The organism is Amycolatopsis keratiniphila subsp. keratiniphila (assembly GCF_001620365.2).
Lineage (GTDB): Bacteria > Actinomycetota > Actinomycetes > Mycobacteriales > Pseudonocardiaceae > Amycolatopsis > Amycolatopsis keratiniphila.
In genome coordinates this window covers 89,667-106,929 of the sequence record NZ_LQMT02000037.1, presented here as the reverse complement: position 1 = coordinate 106,929, position 17,263 = coordinate 89,667, and the positions used below count along the sequence as shown (strand labels likewise).

Here is a 17,263-nt window from a genome sequence, read left to right as displayed (position 1 = left end):
GGCTATCGGGCACGTGGGCTGTTAACCGTTGTGTGCGCCGAGCGTGACGAATCGGACGGTGCGATCCGCCATAGGTAGGAAACTTCACAAAATACCTTCGGAAGTCGGCGGCACGCTTCTAGGGTGGCGGGGCCCGACCCGGTTCGATCCCATGTGGACGTTAGGAGCGGAAGATGACCGAAACCATCGAGGTATGGACCACGCCCGACTTCGTCGAGTACGAAACCCCCATGGAGGTCACCGCCTACGCGGCTCGCATGGAGGACTGAGACCGCATCCGGTGGTGGGGGCCGTCCCCCACCACCGCGCCGCCGTCCCGATCAGCGAGCCGTTGGAGGCAGCACGGTGTCCGTCATGTCGTCGTCGGAGTTCATCGCGGCTCTGCGCGGGCTTTCGCATCGCTACTGGGGAACACACCCGTTCCACGTGCGGATGCACAACGGCGACCTGTCCGAGTACGAGCTGAAGATCTGGGCCGCGAACCGCTGGTACTACCAATGTGTGCTCCCGCAGAAGGACGCGGCCATCATCAGCAACTGCCCGCTGCCGGAGATCCGCCGTGAATGGCTCGACCGCATCGTCTACCACGACGGGACGAAGGCCGGGGACGGCGGAATCGAGCGCTGGCTCCGGTTGTGCACCGCGGTCGGGCTCGACCGCGAAGAGGTTCTCGATCAGCGGCACGTCGCGCCCGGCGTACGGTTCGCCGTCGACGCCTACGTGACCTTCGCCCGCACGAAACCTTGGCTCGAAGCGGTCGCTTCGGGGCTGACCGAAATGTTCGCCGGCCATCTCATGCAGCGGCGGGTCGCCGACATGCTGGCGAACTACTCGTGGATCGCACCGGAAGACCTCGCCTATTTCACCAACCGGATCGACAAGGTCTCCGGCGAGGGCAAGGGAACGCTCGACATCGTGGTGCGGCACGCCGTCACCCGTGAACAGCAGGAGAAGGCGATCGCCGCACTGTCGTTCAAGACCGACGTGCTGTGGTCCATGCTCGACGCCATCGAGCGCGCGGCGGCCAAGGAGTAGCCATGACCACCCTCGACCTGGGCTCGGTACCGCGGCTGCGGCGCGGAGTCCGGCTGAGCTACGACCAGACCAGGGAAACGCACGTCCTCCTGTTCCCCGAAGGCGTGCTCGTCCCGAATCCCACGGCGGCGGCCGTGCTTTCCCTCTGCGACGGTGTCGAGGACGTCGCGGCGATCGCTTCGGCGCTGCGCGAGCGCTACACCGGTGTTCGTGAGGAAGAAATCCTGGACGTCCTGTCCCGGCTCGGAGATCGGCGGATCGTCGAATGGACCTGAACACCGCGCCACCGCTGGGCATGCTGGCCGAGCTGACCCATCGCTGCCCGCTGCATTGCCCGTACTGCTCGAATCCGGTGGAGCTGATCGCCCGTGACGGCGAACTGTCCACAGAGGAATGGATCTCAGTGCTCTCGCAGGCACGGGAGCTCGGCGTGCTCCAGGTGCACATGTCCGGCGGCGAGCCGCTCGCCAGACCGGATCTGCCCATCCTGGTCGAGCACGCCACGAAACTAGGCTGCTACGTCAACCTGGTGACGTCCGGCCTCGGGCTGACGGAGTCCAGATTGGACGATCTCGTCGAACGCGGTATCGCACATATCCAGCTCTCCGTCCAGGGCGCGACCGCCGACCGCGCGGACCGGCTCGCCGGTGCGCGCGCCCATGACCGGAAACTGGTCGCGGCCGAGCTGATCAAGAAGGCCGGGCTGCCGCTTTCGGTCAACGTCGTGCTGCACCGGCAGAACCACGACCAGCTCGCCGGAATCATCGACCTCGCCGAGAAAATGGGCGCGGACCGGCTCGAACTGGCCAATACGCAATATTACGGCTGGGCCCTGCGCAACCGCGACGCCCTGATGCCGACCCGGCGGCAACTCGAGGAGGCCGAGCCGATCGTGCGCGCGGCCACCGAACGGCTGCGCGGCCGCATGGAGGTCATCTACGTCGTCGCCGACTACTACGAGAAGTACCCGAAGCCGTGCATGTACGGGTGGGGCGCGCGACAACTGACGGTGGCACCCGACGGGAACGTGCTGCCGTGCCCCGCTTCGACGGCGATCGAGACCCTGGAATTCGACAACGTGCGGGACAAGCCGCTGGCCTGGATCTGGTACGAATCCGCTTCCTTCAACGCTTATCGCGGCGAGGACTGGATGCCGGACACCTGCGGCACCTGCGAGCGGCGCGCGATCGACTTCGGCGGCTGCCGGTGCCAGGCGTTCCAGCTCACCGGTGACGCCGCGGCGACGGATCCCGTGTGCTCGCGTTCACCGCATCGCGGCGTGGTCGACCTCATTCTCGCCACACCGGCGAAAACGGACGAACTCGTGATGCGGTCACCGCGATGAGGGTGATCCTGCTCGGCACCGCGGCGGGCGGCGGTTTCCCGCAGTGGAACTGCGCCTGCGCGCTGTGCGTCTCGGACGCGCCGCCGCGGACCCAGGACTGTGTCGCGGTGAGCGCGGACGGCGAGGGCTGGTACCTGCTCAACGTGTCACCGGACATCCGCGCGCAGATCCTCACCACGCCGCCCTTGCGTGCCGGGCCCGGTCCGCGGGAAATCCCGCTGCGCGGGGTGTTGCTGACCGACGCCGAACTCGACCATTCGCTCGGCCTGCTTCTGTTGCGGGAGGCGGGTGGCCTTCCGGTATGGGCACCAGAGGCGGTTCTGGATGCCTTGTCCGAACAGTTCCCCGCACGTTCGATCATCGACGGCTACGGTGGCTGGGACTGGCTGCCGTCGTCGGATGTCTCCATCGACGGCCTCCGCGTGAGCATGCTTCCCGTGAGCGACAAGCGGCCGAAGTACGCACGTTCGTCCACTGAGGACGGACCGTGGGTGGTGGCGTACCGGATCGAAGACGTCCGGACCGGCGGTGTCTTCGTATACGCGCCTTGCCTGAAGAGCTGGCCGGACGGATTCGACGACTTCACGCGCGACGCGGGCCTGGTGCTGCTGGACGGAACCTTCTACGCACCGGACGAGATGTCGGGTGCCACCGCGGCCAAGGTCGGCGACGGCGCCCAGCTGGCGATGGGGCATCTGCCGATCACCGGCAGCCTAGCGAAGCTCCGGCCCGGCCCACGGTGGGTGTACACGCATCTGAACAACACGAACCCGGTGATCGACCCGGCCTCGCCGGAGCACGCCGCCGTACTGGCCGGCGGCGCCTCCCTTCCGTTGGACGGTACGGAATTCAAGCTCTAGGCGACGCCTTCGGGGCTCGCTCCCGAAACGGGAACGGCATCGGCGGTGAGGCGATCGATCTCCGCGAGCTCGTCCCCGGACAGGTCGATGTCGGCGGCGGCGAGGCTGGCCTCGATGTTGGCCGCCTTGCGCGCGCCCACGATCGCGACGTGTACCCCGTGCTGGGCGAGCGTCCACGCGATCGCGAGCTGGCTGACCGAGATCCCCTTGTCCGCGGCGAATTCCTTGAGCCTGTCGACCACGGCGAGGTTGCGCAGGAAGGTGTCTCCGGTGAACGCCGACGATCGGGACCGCCAGTCGGTCTTCTCGAACGTCGTCTCGGGTGTGAAGGCTCCGGTCAGCAAGCCGCTGCCGAGCGGGCTGTACACGAGTACACCGATGTCGTTCTCGCGCGCGTACGGCAGAGGGTCGGTCTCGATGTCGCGGCGGAACAGGTGATACGGCGGCTGCAAGGTTTCCACCGGACGGGTCTTGTCGAAGGCGGCCAGCCCGGCGGCGTCGTAGTTCGAGACACCGACGTGCCGGATCTTCCCGGCGTCGACGAACTCCTGCAGGATCCCCGCCGTTTCCTCGGCCGGGGCGTCGGAGTCGGGCCAGTGGATCTGGTAGAGGTCGATGTGGTCGACGTCGAGGAAACGAAGACTGTCCTCGACGCCCTGCGTCAGCCACTCGCGCCGGGAGTCGCGTGGCCGTTCGGAGCGCGGCTTGATGCCGCCCTTGGTGGCGATGACGAGATCGTCGCGGTCGCGCTTGAGTTCCTCGCGCAGCGCCTTCCCCAGCATGGCTTCGGACTTCCCGAAACCGTAGGCCTGCGCGGTGTCGAAGAGGTTGACCCCGAGTTCGCGGGCGTGGTGGATCGCGGCGATCGCCGTGTCCTCGTCGAACGAACCCCAGTCCCCGCCGAGCTGCCAGGTGCCGAAGGCGATCCTCGACACCTCGAGACCGCTCCTGCCCAATGTCGTCGTACGCATGACTCCAGCAGAGCACAGACATCCGATCACCGCACCGGTTCTCCCGGCCAATGAAACCCCCAAATGACTATTTGACGGTTGCCGTCCCGGCAGCCGATACTCGTGACATGTCCGAGTCCCCCAGCCTCGATGGGCTTCGCGTCCTCGCCCATCCCCTGCGGCTGCGCATTCTGTCGCTTTTGACCGGTGTCGCGATGAGCGCGGCCGAAGCCGCGCGCGAACTCGGTGAGACACAAGCGAATGTCAGCTATCACGTGCGACGGCTGCACGAGGCCGGGCTGCTCGACGTCGCCGAGGAGGTCCGGATCCGGGGCGGGCTGGCGAAACGCTACCGACACGATCCGGAGTCCGGGATGCGGTTCACCTCGAAGAATCCGGACGAGGAGCAGCTTCTCATCGCGGCGATGGTCGAAGAACTCAAGCGCCGCAGCGAATTCCGCTTGCCGGATGAACGCGGCTCGATCAACGACGCGGAGATGTGGGTCGACCGCGAGACCTGGGAGAAGGCGCTCGAACACGCTCGCGAACTGAGCGCTCTGCTGCACTCGGCCGCGAAACCACCCCGCACCCGGGGCACGATCCCGGTCAGCGCGACGGTGGCGATGTTCGAGATGAGGCGACCGTGACCTCCCTGCGGGAACCACTGCGCCACCACAACTTCCGCTGGCTGATCGCCGGCCGCACGTTCGGGGAGTTCGGCAACGCCGTCGCCCCGCTCGCGCTCGCGTTCGCCGTGATCGACCTGACCGGTTCCGCCGTCGACATCGGCATCGTCGTCGGCGCCCGCTCAGTGGCGAGCGTGGTGCTGTTGCTGTTCGGCGGGGTGCTCGCGGACCGGCTGCCGCGCTCGGTGATCCTGCAAGGCACCGAAGTCGCCGCCACGCTGACCCAGGCCGTCATCGCCGCGAGTGTCCTTTGTGGATTCGCGTCGATCCCGCTATTGGTCGCCCTGAGCGTGGTCAACGGCGCGGTGGCCGCGATCTCGGCCCCCGCGTCGGCGTCGCTCACCCCGCTGACGGTGCCCGCCACCCAGCTCGCGCAGGCGAACGCGCTGGCCAGGCTGCTGTCGAACTCCGGCCGGATCGCCGGTGCCGGACTCGGCGGCATCCTGGTCACCGCGGTCGGCCCCGGCTGGGCGCTCGCCGGGAACGCGCTCCTGTTCCTGGGTTCGGCTCTGTCGTACCGGTGCATCCGCCTCAACCGCCGGGAACGCGTCCCCGGCAGCCGTCCGCTGGCGGAACTCGCCGAAGGCTGGCGCGAATTCCGGTCACGCACCTGGGTGTGGGTCGTGGTCGTGCAGTTCATGGTGGTGAACGCCGTCATCGCCGGCGGGATCGCGGTGCTCGGTCCCGTCGTCGCCGACAGCACCTTCGGACGCTCCGGCTGGGGTTTCGCGCTCGCCGCGCAGACGATCGGCTCGCTCGTCGGCGGGATCCTCGTGGCCCGATGGCAGCCGCGGCGCGCGCTGTTCGTCGGTGTCGCGGTGATCCTCTTCGAAGCGCCTCCGCTGATCCTTCTCGGCCAGGCGCCCTTGCTCCCGCTGCTGCTCGCGGCCATGTTCGTCTCCGGCCTGGCGATCGAGCAGTTCGTGGTCGCGTGGGACGTGTCGCTGCAGGAGAACGTGCCCGAGGACAAACTCGCGCGCGTCTACTCCTACGACATGCTCGGTTCCTTCATCGCCCTGCCGCTCGGCCAGATGGCGGCCGGACCCGCCGCGCACCACTTCGGGGTCAGCACGACCCTGCTCGCGTGCGCCGCCCTGGTCGTGGCCGCCACCTGTCTCGCCCTGTGCAGCGGCCAGGTGCGCGGACTGGTCCGGAAGACCCACGCCGCCCAGCCCTGAGCACCCGCCCGCGAAAGTGGTAGCAAAGGTCCCTTGCTCCCTTTTCGCAGGTCACGGCCAGGGGCGGACCTCCTCGAGGAGCTTCGCGACCGCGAGCACCAGGTCGTCGGAGTGCCGCGGGCCGACGATCTGCAGACCGACCGGGAGGCCACTGGAGGTGCGGCCCGCCGGCACGCTGATGGCGGGCTGCTGGGTCATGTTGAACGGGTAGGTGAACGGCGTCCAGTCCGGCCAGCCGCTCAGCCCGCTGCCCGGCGGCACCTCGTGCCCGGCTTCGAAGGCGGGGATCGGCAGGGTCGGCGTGATCAGCACGTCGTAGCGCGTGTGGAACTCGCCCATCAGGATGCCCAGCGCGGCCCGCTCGGCGTTGGCGCCGAGGTAGTCGCTCGCCGAGAAGGTCTTGCCGAGCTCCCAGACCTTCCGCAGCCCGGGATCGACCTTGGTCTCCGACCCGGCGGGGAAGGTGTCCAGCCACTTGGCCGCCCCTGTCGACCACAGGATGTCGAAGGCGGGCTTGGGATCCGCGAAACCGGGATCGGCCTCTTCGATGTGCAGGCCCGCGTCCCCGAGCGACTGGACCGCCGACTTGACGATCTCCGCGACCTCCGGGTCGACGTCGACATAGCCGAGTGTCGGCGAGTAAGCGGCGATCAGTCCGCGCACGTCCCGCCGGACGGCCTCGCGGTAGGTCGAGACCGGCGGGGCGAGCGCGGCCGGGTCGCGGTAGTCGGGCATCGCCAAAACGTCGAGGAGCAGCGCCGTGTCGTCCACCGAACGCGCCATCGGGCCGGCGTGCGAAAGCGGCCCGAACGGGCTCGCCGGGAACAGCGGGATCCGGCCGTGTGTCGGTTTGAGACCGACGATTCCGCAGAACGAAGCCGGAATCCGGATCGAGCCGCCACCGTCGGTGCCGACGGAGAGCTCGCCCATCCCCGCCGCGACGGCCGCGGCGCTGCCTCCACTGGAGCCGCCCGCCGTCGTCGACGGGTCGACCGGGTTGCGGGTGATCCCGGTCAGCGTGTTGTCTGTGACGCCCTTCCACGCCAGCTCCGGCGTCGTGGTCTTTCCCAGCAGCACCAAGCCGTTCTCGCGCAGTCGCGCGGTGACCGGACTGTCGACGTCCCAGGGCTGGTCGGGGTCGATGCACCGGGAACCGCGCAGCGTCGGCCAGCCCTGCGTCAGGAACATGTCCTTGATCGAGGCCGGGACACCGTCGAGCCAGCCGATCGGATTACCGTCCCGCCACCGAATCTCGGACGCTTTCGCCTGCTCGAGTGCGCCATCGGCGTCGACCAGGCAGAAGGCGTTGGTCTCGCCGTCGCGTTCCTCGATGGCACGCAACGCGTTCTGGGTGGCCTCGACCGGCGACAGTTCTCCGGTGGCATACGCGGCGACGAGCTCGCTCGCGGTCAACTTGGTGTCGTTCAATCCGGCCCCTAACCTTGGCGAAGCGTCTCCGACGGCACGTATCCGAGCCGCTTGTCCACGACGTTGCGCAGTGGCTCCCCCGCGCGCCAGCGACGGAAGTTGTCCGCGAACACCTCTACCAGAGTATTACGCCAGCCGACGAAGTCGCCCGACATATGCGGCGAGATCAGCACGTTCTCCATAGTCCACAAAGGACTTTCGGCGGGCAGGGGTTCGGTGTCGAAGACGTCGAGCGCCGCGCCGCCGAGCGGCCCGTTCCGCAGCGCGCCGATCAGGTCCGACGTGACGACCAGTTCGCCACGGCCGACGTTGACGAACCGCGAGCCGGGTTTCATCGCGGCGAAGGCTTCGGCGTCGAACATGCCCTTGGTCTGCTCGGTCAGTGGCGCGACCGCGACGACGTAGTCCGCTCCGGGAAGATGCCGAGACAGCTCCGAAGAGGCGTATACGTCACCGAAGTCGGGATCGTCCGCACGGGGACGGCGTCCGACACCCGCCACCGACATCCCGGCCGCCCGCAGCATCCGCGCGATCGACCGGCCGATCGGCCCGGTGCCGACCACCAGCACCCGCCGGCCGGCGATCCGTTCACTCTCGCGGTGCTTCCATCGCCGCTGCTTCTGCAGATCCCACGACCGGGCGAAATCCTTGGCGAACGTGAGAACGACGCCGAGCACGTACTCGGCTATCGCCCCGTCGAACACCCCACGCGAGTTGGTGAGCACGACGTCGCTCTCCTGCAACCCAGGGAAGAGCACCGGGTCGACGCCCGCGCTGGCGATGTGCAGCCAGCGCAGCCGGTCGGCCGCATGCCAGGCGGCCGGGACGGCGGTGGACAGGAAGTCGTAGACGAAGAACGCGTCGGCGCCGGATAACGCGTCGGCCAACCCGGCCGCGTCGGTGTAACGAACCACCGCTTCGGCTTCGATAGCGCGCATGTCCGGTGGGCGCGTGTCTCCGCAGAGCACCGCCAGCACAGGGGTCTCCGAGGCGATCACGTTGACACCGTAAAAGTGGCTCGTATGATTGTCAACAATCCGAGGACCGACCCCCGGAGCACCGGACCTGTGACAGCAGAAGCTTTCCGGAGGCTGAGACTTGGATTTCGACTTACTGGAGTTCGAAGGCCCGTTGGCGCAGCGCGGTATCGGCGTGATCGCCCCCTTCGACCTCGCCCTGGAACGCGAGCTGTGGCGCTGGGTACCCATGGAGGTCTCCCTCCATCTGGCGCGCACGCCGTACGAGCCGGTGCCCGTCAGCATGGAGATGGCCCAGCTCGTCAGCGACAGCAGGCATCTCGCCGCCGCCACGAGGGACGTGCTCCACGTGGAGCCCGAAGTCGTCGCCTATCTGTGCACCTCCGGCAGTTTCGTCAACGGTGTGGACTACGAACGTTCTCTGACCAAGGCGATCTGCGACGCGGGCGCGACGGACGCCGTCACCACGTCCGGGGCGCTGGCGGAGGTCCTGCATCAGCTCGACCTCCACCGGGTCTCGGTGCTGACGCCCTACGACGGCGACCTGACCGGGAAGCTGCACGACTTCCTGGCCGAACTCGGCGTCCGCACCGTTTCGAGTGACCACCTCGGCCTGGGCGGTGGTATCTGGAAGGTCAGCTACCGGACCATCGCCGAACGCATCCTCGCCGCCGACCACGCCGACGCGGAAGCCATCTTCGTCAGCTGCACCAACCTCCCCACCTACGATCTGATCGAGCCGCTCGAAAGCGCACTCGGCAAACCCGTCCTCACCGCGAACCAGCTCACGATGTGGGCCTGCCTCCGGCGGATGAACCTGCCGATCGTCGGGCCCGGCAAGTGGCTCCGGGAGGTCGACTGACCTCTTCCCTTACGATTGTCGACAATCTGCCCTCCGGAGGTTCCGTGCCCATCACGCCGTTCGCCCCACCCGAGCCGCCGTCCGAGACGACCACCATCGGGTTCATCTACCCCGATCACGCGGCCGAAGACGACTACCCGCTCGCGGAACAGCTCCTCGGCGGGGACATGGCCGGGATCAAACTGCCGGTCGAGCACATCTACGGGACCGATCTCCACGCCGTGCCCGAGCTACTGGACCTCGGCAGCGAAAGCCGGCTCGCCGACGGCGCCGCGCTGCTCGCCAAGCACGAACCGGACGCGGTGGTCTGGGCGTGCACCAGCGGCAGTTTCGTCTACGGCTGGGAAGGCGCCCGCGACCAGGCCGACCGGCTGGCCGCCGTCGCCGGTGTCCCGGCGTCGAGCACCTCCTTCGCCTTCGTCAACGCCGCACGGGCGCTCGGCGTCCGGCGGGTCGCGGTCGCCGCCAGCTACCCCGACGACGTCGCCCGGCTGTTCGTCGAGTTCCTCGGCGCGGGCGGGATCGAAGTGGTCTCGATGGGCAGCGCGGATATCGACACCGCCGCCGAGGTCGGCGATCTGAGCCCGGAAGCCGTCGTCGAACTCGCGGTGAGCCGCGACCACCCGGCCGCCGACGCCCTGCTCGTCCCCGACACCGCCATGCGGACGCTCGGCGAGATCAACACGCTCGAAACCAGGATCCGCAAGCCGGTGCTGACCGCCAACCAGGTCACCGTCTGGGAGGGCCTGCGGCTCACCGGGAAGTCCCCGCTCGTCCGCACCTTGGGTGCCCTGTTCGGACAGAGGAGCAGCTGAGCCATGTCCTTGCCGGATATCGAGCCGGTCAGCCGGGAATCGACCGCCGGGATCATCGCGCGCCAGTTGCGGGACGCGATCATGACCGGCGCCCTCCCGCCCGGCACCCAGCTCGGTGAAACGGACCTGGCCTCCCGGTTCCAGGTTTCGCGGGGACCGCTGCGTGAAGCGATGCAGCATCTCGTCTCCGAAGGGCTCCTGCGCAGCGAGCGGCACCGCGGACTGTTCGTGATCGACCTCGAACCCGGCGACGTCTACGACATCTACTCGGCACGCTCGGCCATCGAACGAGCCGCGATGCTGCGTGCCTTGCGCGGGGACCGGGAACGGGTCGCCACCGAACTCGAAGAGGCCGTACACGCCATGGCCGCCGCCGCGGACGAGGACGACCCGACCGCGCTCTCCTGGGCGGACCTCCGTTTCCACGAGGCGCTGATCGCCGCCTCCGGCAGCAAACGACTCGTGCGCATGGCGCGGACCCTGTTGATCGAGACCCGGATGTGCCTCACCGCGCTGCAGGGGACCTATCAGCGGGTCGAAGAACGGGTCACCGAACACACAAGCATCATCGAAGCCCTGCGGGCGGGCGACGAGGAGACCGCGCTTTCGCTGCTGGAGGCCCATATGGAGGACGCCGTCCAACGGCTGGCCCCGGGAACCAGCCTGCGGGAGGGCGAAGCTCCCGCTGTGCCTTAGGGATTCAGCCACGGCCCCGTGCCCCCAGCACCGGCTGCCCACCGGTCCCGCCACGGAACTCCCTGTCCCAGGGCCAATTGCCGTGCTCGTCCTCGTAGACCAGTTGCAGGGCGCGGAAGTTCTCGCCGTACAGCAGAACGGCGGTGAGCAGGTGCGCCGGTGGAGAACTGAGCGGGACGACCTCCAACGACGGCCACCCCACCTCCGCGGGCAGCACCTCACCCGGCTCCGGCGGCCCCGACCGGACCACCTGCTGGGCGAAATAGTTCAGCAGCTGGCCGGATCTTCGTTCTCTCAGGCCGGTGACGACGAGCTCCGGAAGCCCGGCGTCGGTGAGCCCGACCGTGTACGCGAAGCCCGGTTGGACGATTCCGCGCTCGACCGTCTGCACCATCCAGCCGTACTTGCGGATCAGCGGACGGACCTCCTCGACGAGGTAGTCGTCGCGGGTCTTTCCGGGGTTGTCGCAATGCCAGCACATCGGCACTCCTCCAGTCGTCGAATCCGATGATCGACACTGTGCACCGCGGCACCGACAAAAACTCACACCCCGGAGCGGCGCGCGTGCGACGAACGGGCTTTCATACCGGAGTTCGCGCCGATATTCCCTTTCGTGGCAACGTTTTTCCGTCACTTCGAGAAAATCGGCGGATTGCCGGGAGGAACGAATCCGCGAAGTTCAACGGCGGGGACGGCACTATCGAGTGGTACGGCAAGGTGACGTGTCGCGAAAGCCACTTTCGCAACGCTGAAGGTTGGGAAAGTGGCTTTCGCAACCGTCGGCTCGACATCCAGACATTGGGAACACCGGACCGTGAAGGCCCCTTCTTTGCGTTAAACGCAGCGAAGGGGCCTTCACGTACTACCCGAAACCATGAATGGACCATTCATGACATCCGGGACTTGACACGTCACCGGGCGGATGGTTCAAGATAGAGCGGCGACCACCGCGGACCCGAGTTCGGCGGTGGTGGACTTCCCGCCGAGGTCAGGGGTCTGCACGGTCCCCGCCTCGAGAACCTTCTCCACGGCCGCGCGTACCTCTTGTGCCGCAACGGTTTCCCCGAGATGTTCGAGCAGCATCGCCCCCGCCAGGATCTGCGCCACCGGATTCGCGATGCCCTGTCCGGCGATGTCGGGAGCGCTGCCGTGCACCGCCTCGAACATGGAAGGGAGCTCACCGGTCGGATTGATATTGCCCGAAGGCGCCATCCCGAGCCCACCCGTCACGGCCGCCGCCAGGTCGCTCAGGATGTCGCCGAACAGATTGGAAGCGACCACGACGTCGAGCCGGTCCGGCGCCTGCACCATCCGCGCGGCGAGCGCGTCGACATGGCATTGTTCGGCGTGCACGTCCGGATACTCCGAAGTGATCTCGGCGAAGATCTCGTCCCAGAACGGCATCGAGTGAATGAGCCCGTTGGATTTGGTCGCCGAGCAGACCCGCCCCGTCCGCGTCTTCGCCAACTCGAAGGCATAGCGGATGATCCGCTCCACCCCGACCCGCGTGAACACGGATTCCTGTAAGACGAACTCGTTGGCCAGACCGCGATTGTGCCTGCCACCGAGCTCCGAGTACTCGCCCTCGGAGTTCTCCCGGACGATCACCATCTCCAGTTCGTCGGCGCTCCGGCCGGCCAGCGCCGACGTCGTCCCCGGCAGCAGCCGGACCGGCCGGAGGTTGACGTACTGTCCGAACGCACGCCGAACGGGAATGAGGAGGCCCCACAACGAAACATGGTCCGGGACACCGGGAAAGCCGACGGCACCGAGAAAGATCCCGTCGAATCGGGAGAGTTGCTCGATACCGTCGTCCGGCATCATCGAGCCGGTCTTGGTGTACCGCTCACAACTCCAGTCGAACTCCGTCCAGGACAAGGAGAAGCCGTGCGATGCCGCCGCGCGGTCGAGGACCTTGCGGGCCTCGACCGTCACGTCGACACCGATCCCGTCGCCGGGGATACTCGCGATCCGATACGAAGAAGTCACAGAGCCACCGCGATGTACTTGGTCTCGAGGAACTCGTCGATGCCGACGGTGCCGCCCTCGCGGCCGAGGCCGGATTGCTTGATCCCGCCGAACGGCGCCGCCGGATTCGAGACCAGCCCTTGGTTGAGGCCGATCATGCCGGCCTCCAGCCGTTCCGAAACCCGCAGAGCCCGCTTGAGATCGGAGGTGTACACATAGGACACGAGACCGAATTCGGTGTCGTTCGCCGCCGCGATGGCCTCGTCCTCGCTGTCGAACGGAGTGATCGGGGCGACCGGCCCGAAGATCTCTTCCGAAGCGAGCCTGGCGTCCTTCGGAACGTCGGTGAGCACCGTGGCCTGATAGAAGTTGCCCGGACCGTCCACAGTGGATCCACCGGTGAGGACGCGCGCTCCTCGCTCGGTGGCGTCGGAGACCAGCCCACTGACCTTCTCGACGGCGGCTTCGTCGATGAGAGGGCCGACGACGACACCCTCCTCGGTGCCGCGCCCCATGGGGAGGGCCTCCATACGCTCGGTGAGGCGCCGGGAGAACTCGTCGACGATGCCCCGCTGGACGTAGAAACGGTTCGCGGCCGTGCAGGCCTCACCGATGTTGCGCATCTTCGCGGTCATCGCGCCTTCGACCGCCGCGTCGAGGTCGGCGTCTTCGAATACGAGGAAGGGGGCGTTGCCGCCGAGTTCCATCGAAGTGCGGAGCACCTTGTCCGCGCACTGTTCCAGCAGCTTCCGGCCGACGCCGGTCGAGCCGGTGAAGGACAGCTTCCGGGCGCGGCCGTCCCGGATCAACGGCTCCATCACGCCGCCGGAGTCCGACGTCGTGAGCACGTTCAGCACGCCTTCCGGCAATCCCGCTTCGGCGAGGATGGCCGCGAGGGCCAGCATCGAAAGGGGGGTCTGAGCAGCGGGCTTGATGACCATCGTGCAGCCTGCCGCCACCGCGGGCCCGATCTTGCGGGTGCCCATCGCCATGGGGAAGTTCCACGGCGTGATCAGCAGGCACGGACCGACCGGCTGTTTGGTCACGAGGAACCGGCCTGTCCCGTTGGGAGCGACGGCGTAACCACCGTCGATCCGGACGGCTTCCTCCGCGAACCAGCGGAAGAACTCGGCCGCGTAGGTGATCTCGCCCTTCGACTCCGCGAGCGGCTTGCCCATCTCGAGGGTCATCAGCAGCGCGAGTTCGTCGGCGCGCTTGATCAGCAGTTCGTAGGCGCGGCGCAGGATCTCACCGCGTTCGCGCGGGGCGACGTTCGCCCAGTCGGCCTGCGCGGCGACGGCCGCGTCGAGTGCGCTGACACCGTCCGCCGGTGACGCGTCGGCCACCTCGCACAGGGCTTCGCCTGTCGAGGGGTCGAGAACAGGGAAGGTCTTCCCGTCCGCGGCGGGCAGCCACTTGCCGCCGATGAACAGTTCCTTGTCGACCGACGTGACCACGCCGGCCTCACTGATCGAGCTCATCCCAACGCTCCTCCATGTTGTCCCGAACGCCATGCTATGGATATTGTCAACAATCGACAACAGCTCAGCCGACCTAGGAGCGCAGCCCATGGCCCAGCTATCACCGCTGCTCAAGCAGGCAACGCCGGTCGTGGTCGACCACGGTGAAGGGGTTTACCTCTACGGCACCGATGGCAAACGTCACCTGGATTTCACCGCCGGTATCGGCGTGACCAGCACCGGCCACTGTCACCCGCACGTGGTGAGCGCGGCGCAGGAGCAGATCGGCAAACTCATCCACGGGCAGTACACGACGGTCATGCACAAGCCGATGCTGGAGCTGACCGAGAAGCTGGGCGGTGTCCTGCCGGAAGGTCTGGATTCACTCTTCTACGCGAACTCCGGCAGTGAGGCGGTCGAGGCGGCGCTCCGGCTGTCCCGGCAGGCGACCAAACGGCCCAACGTCATCGTCTTCCAGGGCGGGTTCCACGGCCGGACCGTCGCGGCGGCGACGATGACCACGTCGGGCACCCGGTTCAGCGCCGGCATCTCGCCGCTCATGTCCGGGGTGCACGTCGCGCCCTTCCCCTACGCCTTCCACTACGGCTGGGACGAGGAGACGGCGACGAAGTTCGCCCTGCGCGAGCTCGACTACCTGTTCGCGACGGTCTGCGCGCCGAACGAGACGGCGGCGTTCTTCATCGAGCCGGTGCTCGGCGAAGGCGGGTACGTCCCGGCGAACGCCGAGTTCCTCGCCGGGCTGCGGGAACGCGCCGACAAGCACGGGATCCTGCTGGTGATGGACGAGATCCAGACCGGCTTCGGCCGGACGGGCCGGTTCTGGGGGCACGAGCACTTCGGGGTGCGCCCGGACATCGTGCTCATCGCGAAGGGGCTCGCGAGCGGCTTCCCGATCTCGGGTATCGCAGCCTCGGAGGAGCTGATGGCGAAGGCACTCCCCGGTTCGCAGGGCGGGACCTACGGCGGCAACGCGGTGGCCTGCGCCGCGGCGATCGCCACACTCGAAGTGATCCAGCGCGAAGGTCTGGTCGAGAACGCCGCCGAACGAGGACGCCAGCTCCTGGAAGGTGTGCGGGTGATCGCGGACAAGTCGCCGTCGATCGGTGATGTGCGCGGGCTGGGGCTGCTGGTCGGGTCCGAATTCACCACGCCGGACGGCGAGCCGGACACGGCGAAGGCCCAGGCGGCGCAGAAAGCCGCGTCCTCCAACGGGTTGCTTCTACTGACTTGCGGGGCGTACATGAACGTCGTCCGGATGGTGCCGCCGCTGATCGTCGACTCCGAACAGGTCGACGAGGCGCTGCGGATCTGGGGCGACGTCGTGGCGGGGGTCGAGTGATGGCCCGGTACATCACGATCACCCTGGACAAGCGCGGGGTCTCCTGCCGGGCCCGGTTGCTCGACGCCGAAGCCCCGCGAACCTGCCGCGCGGTGTGGGACGCGTTGCCGCAGAGCGGTTCGGCTTACCACGCGAAGTACGCGCGCAACGAGATCTACACGCTCGTGCCGCCCTTCGCCGAGCCGAAACCGGGCCGCGAAAACCCCACGGTGACACCGATTCCAGGGGACGTCGTGTACTTCGGGTTCGAGGCTTGGGAGATCGGCAACCCGGCGTACGGCTACGACGAGGGCAGTGAGGCGCACAGCGATCAGGGCGCGACGGATCTCGCGATCTTCTACGGCCGCAACAACCTGCTGATCAACGGCGACGCGGGCTGGGTGCCCGGCAACGTGTTCGCGACCATCGAAGAGGGGCTGGCCGAGATGGCGGAAGCCGCGCAGGACCTCTGGCTGCGTGGTGTCGAGGGCGAGACGCTTTCGTTCGCCCGCGCGTGAAACCCGTGGGCGGTGCGGGTTCCACCCTCACCGCCCACGGACCGGCACCCCTCCCTGGCTTACTGTCGCGCTTCGGAGAGCCGGTACTCGACGCCACCGACCTCTTCGCCGCGCTGGTCGACCTGAGTCACGTTGACGGTGTACTGCTGTCCCCCTGCCGCCTCCGCTCCCGCGGTGAAACTCAGTCTGGCGCCCACCTGTTCGCCGGACTTGAACGTCAACCCGCTGATCCGGGCTCTCTGCGGATCGACGATGGCCAGCTCGGTCTCACCGATCCGTGCGACACCTTCACCCTTCGCGCCGGCGGCCCGCCAGCGCGCGGCGAGGTCGGGGCCGAGATCGATGGTGATCCGCCCCGGGCCGGTGAACGGCCTGCCCGGCTGGGTGAAGACGATGTCGCCGACCGCGGTGGGGTCGGGACCGTCCCAGCCGAACACGATCGGCCGGTACTCGGGAATCTTGATCTTGAACGGCAGGACGTTCACGTTGTGCCAGCCGATGTTGTTGTTGTTCCGAGCGTTCGCCGACGTACTCGGCCCTTCGGTCGGCAGATCGGTCGGCGAAAGCCACCGCGCCAGCAGGCAGAAGTGCGAGCCGAACGGGACCTTCCACGGGATGACGACCGTCTTGATGCCGTAGGGAACGCTCACATTGGAAAGCGAACCGATGTAGTTCCACTGGCTCGGCCATTGGGCCACGGTGCCTTGGCTCGTGTAGTAGACCTGCAGTGTCCCCTTCTCGAGCTTGTCCCCGTACGGGCCCGGGTTGTTCAGGTTGACGTGGATGTAGACGGTCTCTCCAGCGACGACCGGCACGTCGGTGACGCAAGGGGGCTGCCCCTTGCACACCCGGATGTCGGGGCTGGAGTAGAGCGAACCGGTCGAGGGCTCGAACCCGACATCGGACGTGTTGTCGCGGATGAAGACGTCGCTCCGGTCCGCCGGCGCGGCCTGCACCGCCGGCGTGACCCCCGCGAACAGCGTCGCGGCGGCCAAGACGGCCGAGGCGAGCAGTGTTCGCCGTCGCCGCGGATTCCTGCTGATCATGTTCCCCTCCTTGGGCGAAACGTTCGACCCGTTGACCGTCGGGCACACGGGTTGTGGCGGGGTTGTCGAGATCGTGTGCCCTAATTGGCCGATTTCGGTG

At 67.6% G+C, this 17,263-nt stretch carries 19 protein-coding genes; 12 read left to right on the top strand and 7 right to left on the bottom strand.

Annotated elements, in window-relative coordinates; translation table 11 throughout:
• Positions 1-173: 173 nt before the first annotated feature.
• The 5 genes from pqqA (at position 174) to pqqB (ending at position 3,240) form a co-directional block, all read left to right on the top strand.
• Positions 174-269: a pyrroloquinoline quinone precursor peptide PqqA gene (gene pqqA / locus AVR91_RS34405; RefSeq protein ID WP_043848360.1), complete on the top strand. Its 96-nt coding sequence runs from the start codon at positions 174-176 to the stop codon at positions 267-269.
• Positions 270-354: 85 nt separating this feature from the next.
• A complete protein-coding gene (gene pqqC / locus AVR91_RS34400; RefSeq protein ID WP_063271616.1) occupies positions 355-1,035 on the top strand; it encodes a pyrroloquinoline-quinone synthase PqqC in 681 nt (226 codons plus the stop codon).
• A 2-nt stretch (positions 1,036-1,037) separates the two neighbouring features.
• Positions 1,038-1,310, top strand: coding sequence for a pyrroloquinoline quinone biosynthesis peptide chaperone PqqD (gene pqqD / locus AVR91_RS34395; RefSeq protein ID WP_063271606.1), 273 nt, complete (start codon positions 1,038-1,040; stop codon positions 1,308-1,310).
• Entirely contained in the window at positions 1,301-2,380 is a 1,080-nt protein-coding gene (pqqE, locus tag AVR91_RS34390; protein ID WP_211282806.1) for a pyrroloquinoline quinone biosynthesis protein PqqE, read from the top strand. The genes pqqD and pqqE overlap by 10 nt, the downstream gene beginning before the upstream one ends.
• Positions 2,377-3,240 carry a pyrroloquinoline quinone biosynthesis protein PqqB gene (gene pqqB, locus AVR91_RS34385; RefSeq protein ID WP_063271605.1) on the top strand — a complete coding sequence of 288 codons (864 nt, stop codon included), beginning with the start codon at positions 2,377-2,379 and terminating at the stop codon, positions 3,238-3,240. The genes pqqE and pqqB overlap by 4 nt, the downstream gene beginning before the upstream one ends.
• Here the strand turns inward: pqqB and AVR91_RS34380 are convergent.
• On the bottom strand, positions 3,237-4,211 hold the full coding sequence (locus tag AVR91_RS34380; RefSeq protein ID WP_063271604.1) for an aldo/keto reductase: 975 nt from the start codon (positions 4,209-4,211) through the stop codon (positions 3,237-3,239). The two genes, pqqB and AVR91_RS34380, sit on opposite strands and share 4 nt — an antisense overlap.
• A gap of 107 nt (positions 4,212-4,318) precedes the next feature.
• Between AVR91_RS34380 and AVR91_RS34375 the strand changes: the two genes are divergently transcribed.
• Positions 4,319-4,837, top strand: coding sequence for an ArsR/SmtB family transcription factor (locus AVR91_RS34375; protein WP_063271603.1), 519 nt, complete (start codon positions 4,319-4,321; stop codon positions 4,835-4,837).
• Positions 4,834-6,054 (top strand): MFS transporter, encoded by a 1,221-nt coding sequence (locus AVR91_RS34370; RefSeq protein WP_063271602.1) that lies wholly within the window; start codon positions 4,834-4,836, stop codon positions 6,052-6,054. The genes AVR91_RS34375 and AVR91_RS34370 overlap by 4 nt, the downstream gene beginning before the upstream one ends.
• 51 nt (positions 6,055-6,105) lie before the next feature.
• On the opposite strand, the gene AVR91_RS34365 is transcribed toward AVR91_RS34370, so the two are convergent.
• Entirely contained in the window at positions 6,106-7,482 is a 1,377-nt protein-coding gene (locus AVR91_RS34365; RefSeq protein WP_063271601.1) for an amidase, read from the bottom strand.
• Between the two features lie 8 nt (positions 7,483-7,490).
• Entirely contained in the window at positions 7,491-8,480 is a 990-nt protein-coding gene (locus AVR91_RS34360; protein ID WP_083737835.1) for a D-2-hydroxyacid dehydrogenase, read from the bottom strand.
• A 100-nt stretch (positions 8,481-8,580) separates the two neighbouring features.
• Between AVR91_RS34360 and AVR91_RS34355 the strand changes: the two genes are divergently transcribed.
• From AVR91_RS34355 to AVR91_RS34345, 3 genes are read left to right on the top strand one after another with little or no spacing between them, the layout of a single operon-like run.
• The gene (locus tag AVR91_RS34355) at positions 8,581-9,321 is read left to right on the top strand and encodes a maleate cis-trans isomerase family protein (protein ID WP_016336992.1); all 741 of its coding nucleotides are present in this window, start codon (positions 8,581-8,583) and stop codon (positions 9,319-9,321) included.
• Between the two features lie 44 nt (positions 9,322-9,365).
• The gene (locus AVR91_RS34350) at positions 9,366-10,136 is read left to right on the top strand and encodes a maleate cis-trans isomerase family protein (protein ID WP_063271599.1); all 771 of its coding nucleotides are present in this window, start codon (positions 9,366-9,368) and stop codon (positions 10,134-10,136) included.
• Positions 10,137-10,139: 3 nt separating this feature from the next.
• A complete protein-coding gene (locus AVR91_RS34345) occupies positions 10,140-10,832 on the top strand; it encodes a GntR family transcriptional regulator (protein ID WP_063271598.1) in 693 nt (230 codons plus the stop codon).
• Between the two features lie 4 nt (positions 10,833-10,836).
• Here the strand turns inward: AVR91_RS34345 and AVR91_RS34340 are convergent, their stop codons facing one another.
• The 3 genes from AVR91_RS34340 to AVR91_RS34330 form a co-directional block, all read right to left on the bottom strand.
• On the bottom strand, positions 10,837-11,313 hold the full coding sequence (locus tag AVR91_RS34340; protein WP_063271597.1) for a DUF4262 domain-containing protein: 477 nt from the start codon (positions 11,311-11,313) through the stop codon (positions 10,837-10,839).
• A gap of 446 nt (positions 11,314-11,759) precedes the next feature.
• Positions 11,760-12,821, bottom strand: a complete 1,062-nt coding sequence (locus tag AVR91_RS34335) for a tartrate dehydrogenase (RefSeq protein ID WP_063271596.1) — start codon at positions 12,819-12,821, stop codon at positions 11,760-11,762.
• On the bottom strand, positions 12,818-14,281 hold the full coding sequence (locus tag AVR91_RS34330) for an NAD-dependent succinate-semialdehyde dehydrogenase (protein WP_063271595.1): 1,464 nt from the start codon (positions 14,279-14,281) through the stop codon (positions 12,818-12,820). The genes AVR91_RS34335 and AVR91_RS34330 overlap by 4 nt, the downstream gene beginning before the upstream one ends.
• A gap of 88 nt (positions 14,282-14,369) precedes the next feature.
• Here AVR91_RS34330 and AVR91_RS34325 point away from each other — a divergent pair, with 88 nt between their 5' ends.
• Positions 14,370-15,620 (top strand): aspartate aminotransferase family protein, encoded by a 1,251-nt coding sequence (locus AVR91_RS34325; RefSeq protein WP_016336998.1) that lies wholly within the window; start codon positions 14,370-14,372, stop codon positions 15,618-15,620.
• On the top strand, positions 15,620-16,117 hold the full coding sequence (locus AVR91_RS34320) for a DUF3830 family protein (RefSeq protein ID WP_063271594.1): 498 nt from the start codon (positions 15,620-15,622) through the stop codon (positions 16,115-16,117). Before AVR91_RS34325 ends, AVR91_RS34320 begins: the two co-directional genes overlap by 1 nt.
• Positions 16,118-16,176: 59 nt before the next feature.
• On the opposite strand, the gene AVR91_RS34315 is transcribed toward AVR91_RS34320, so the two are convergent.
• A complete protein-coding gene (locus AVR91_RS34315; RefSeq protein ID WP_063271614.1) occupies positions 16,177-17,163 on the bottom strand; it encodes a hypothetical protein in 987 nt (328 codons plus the stop codon).
• Positions 17,164-17,263 lie beyond the last annotated feature (100 nt).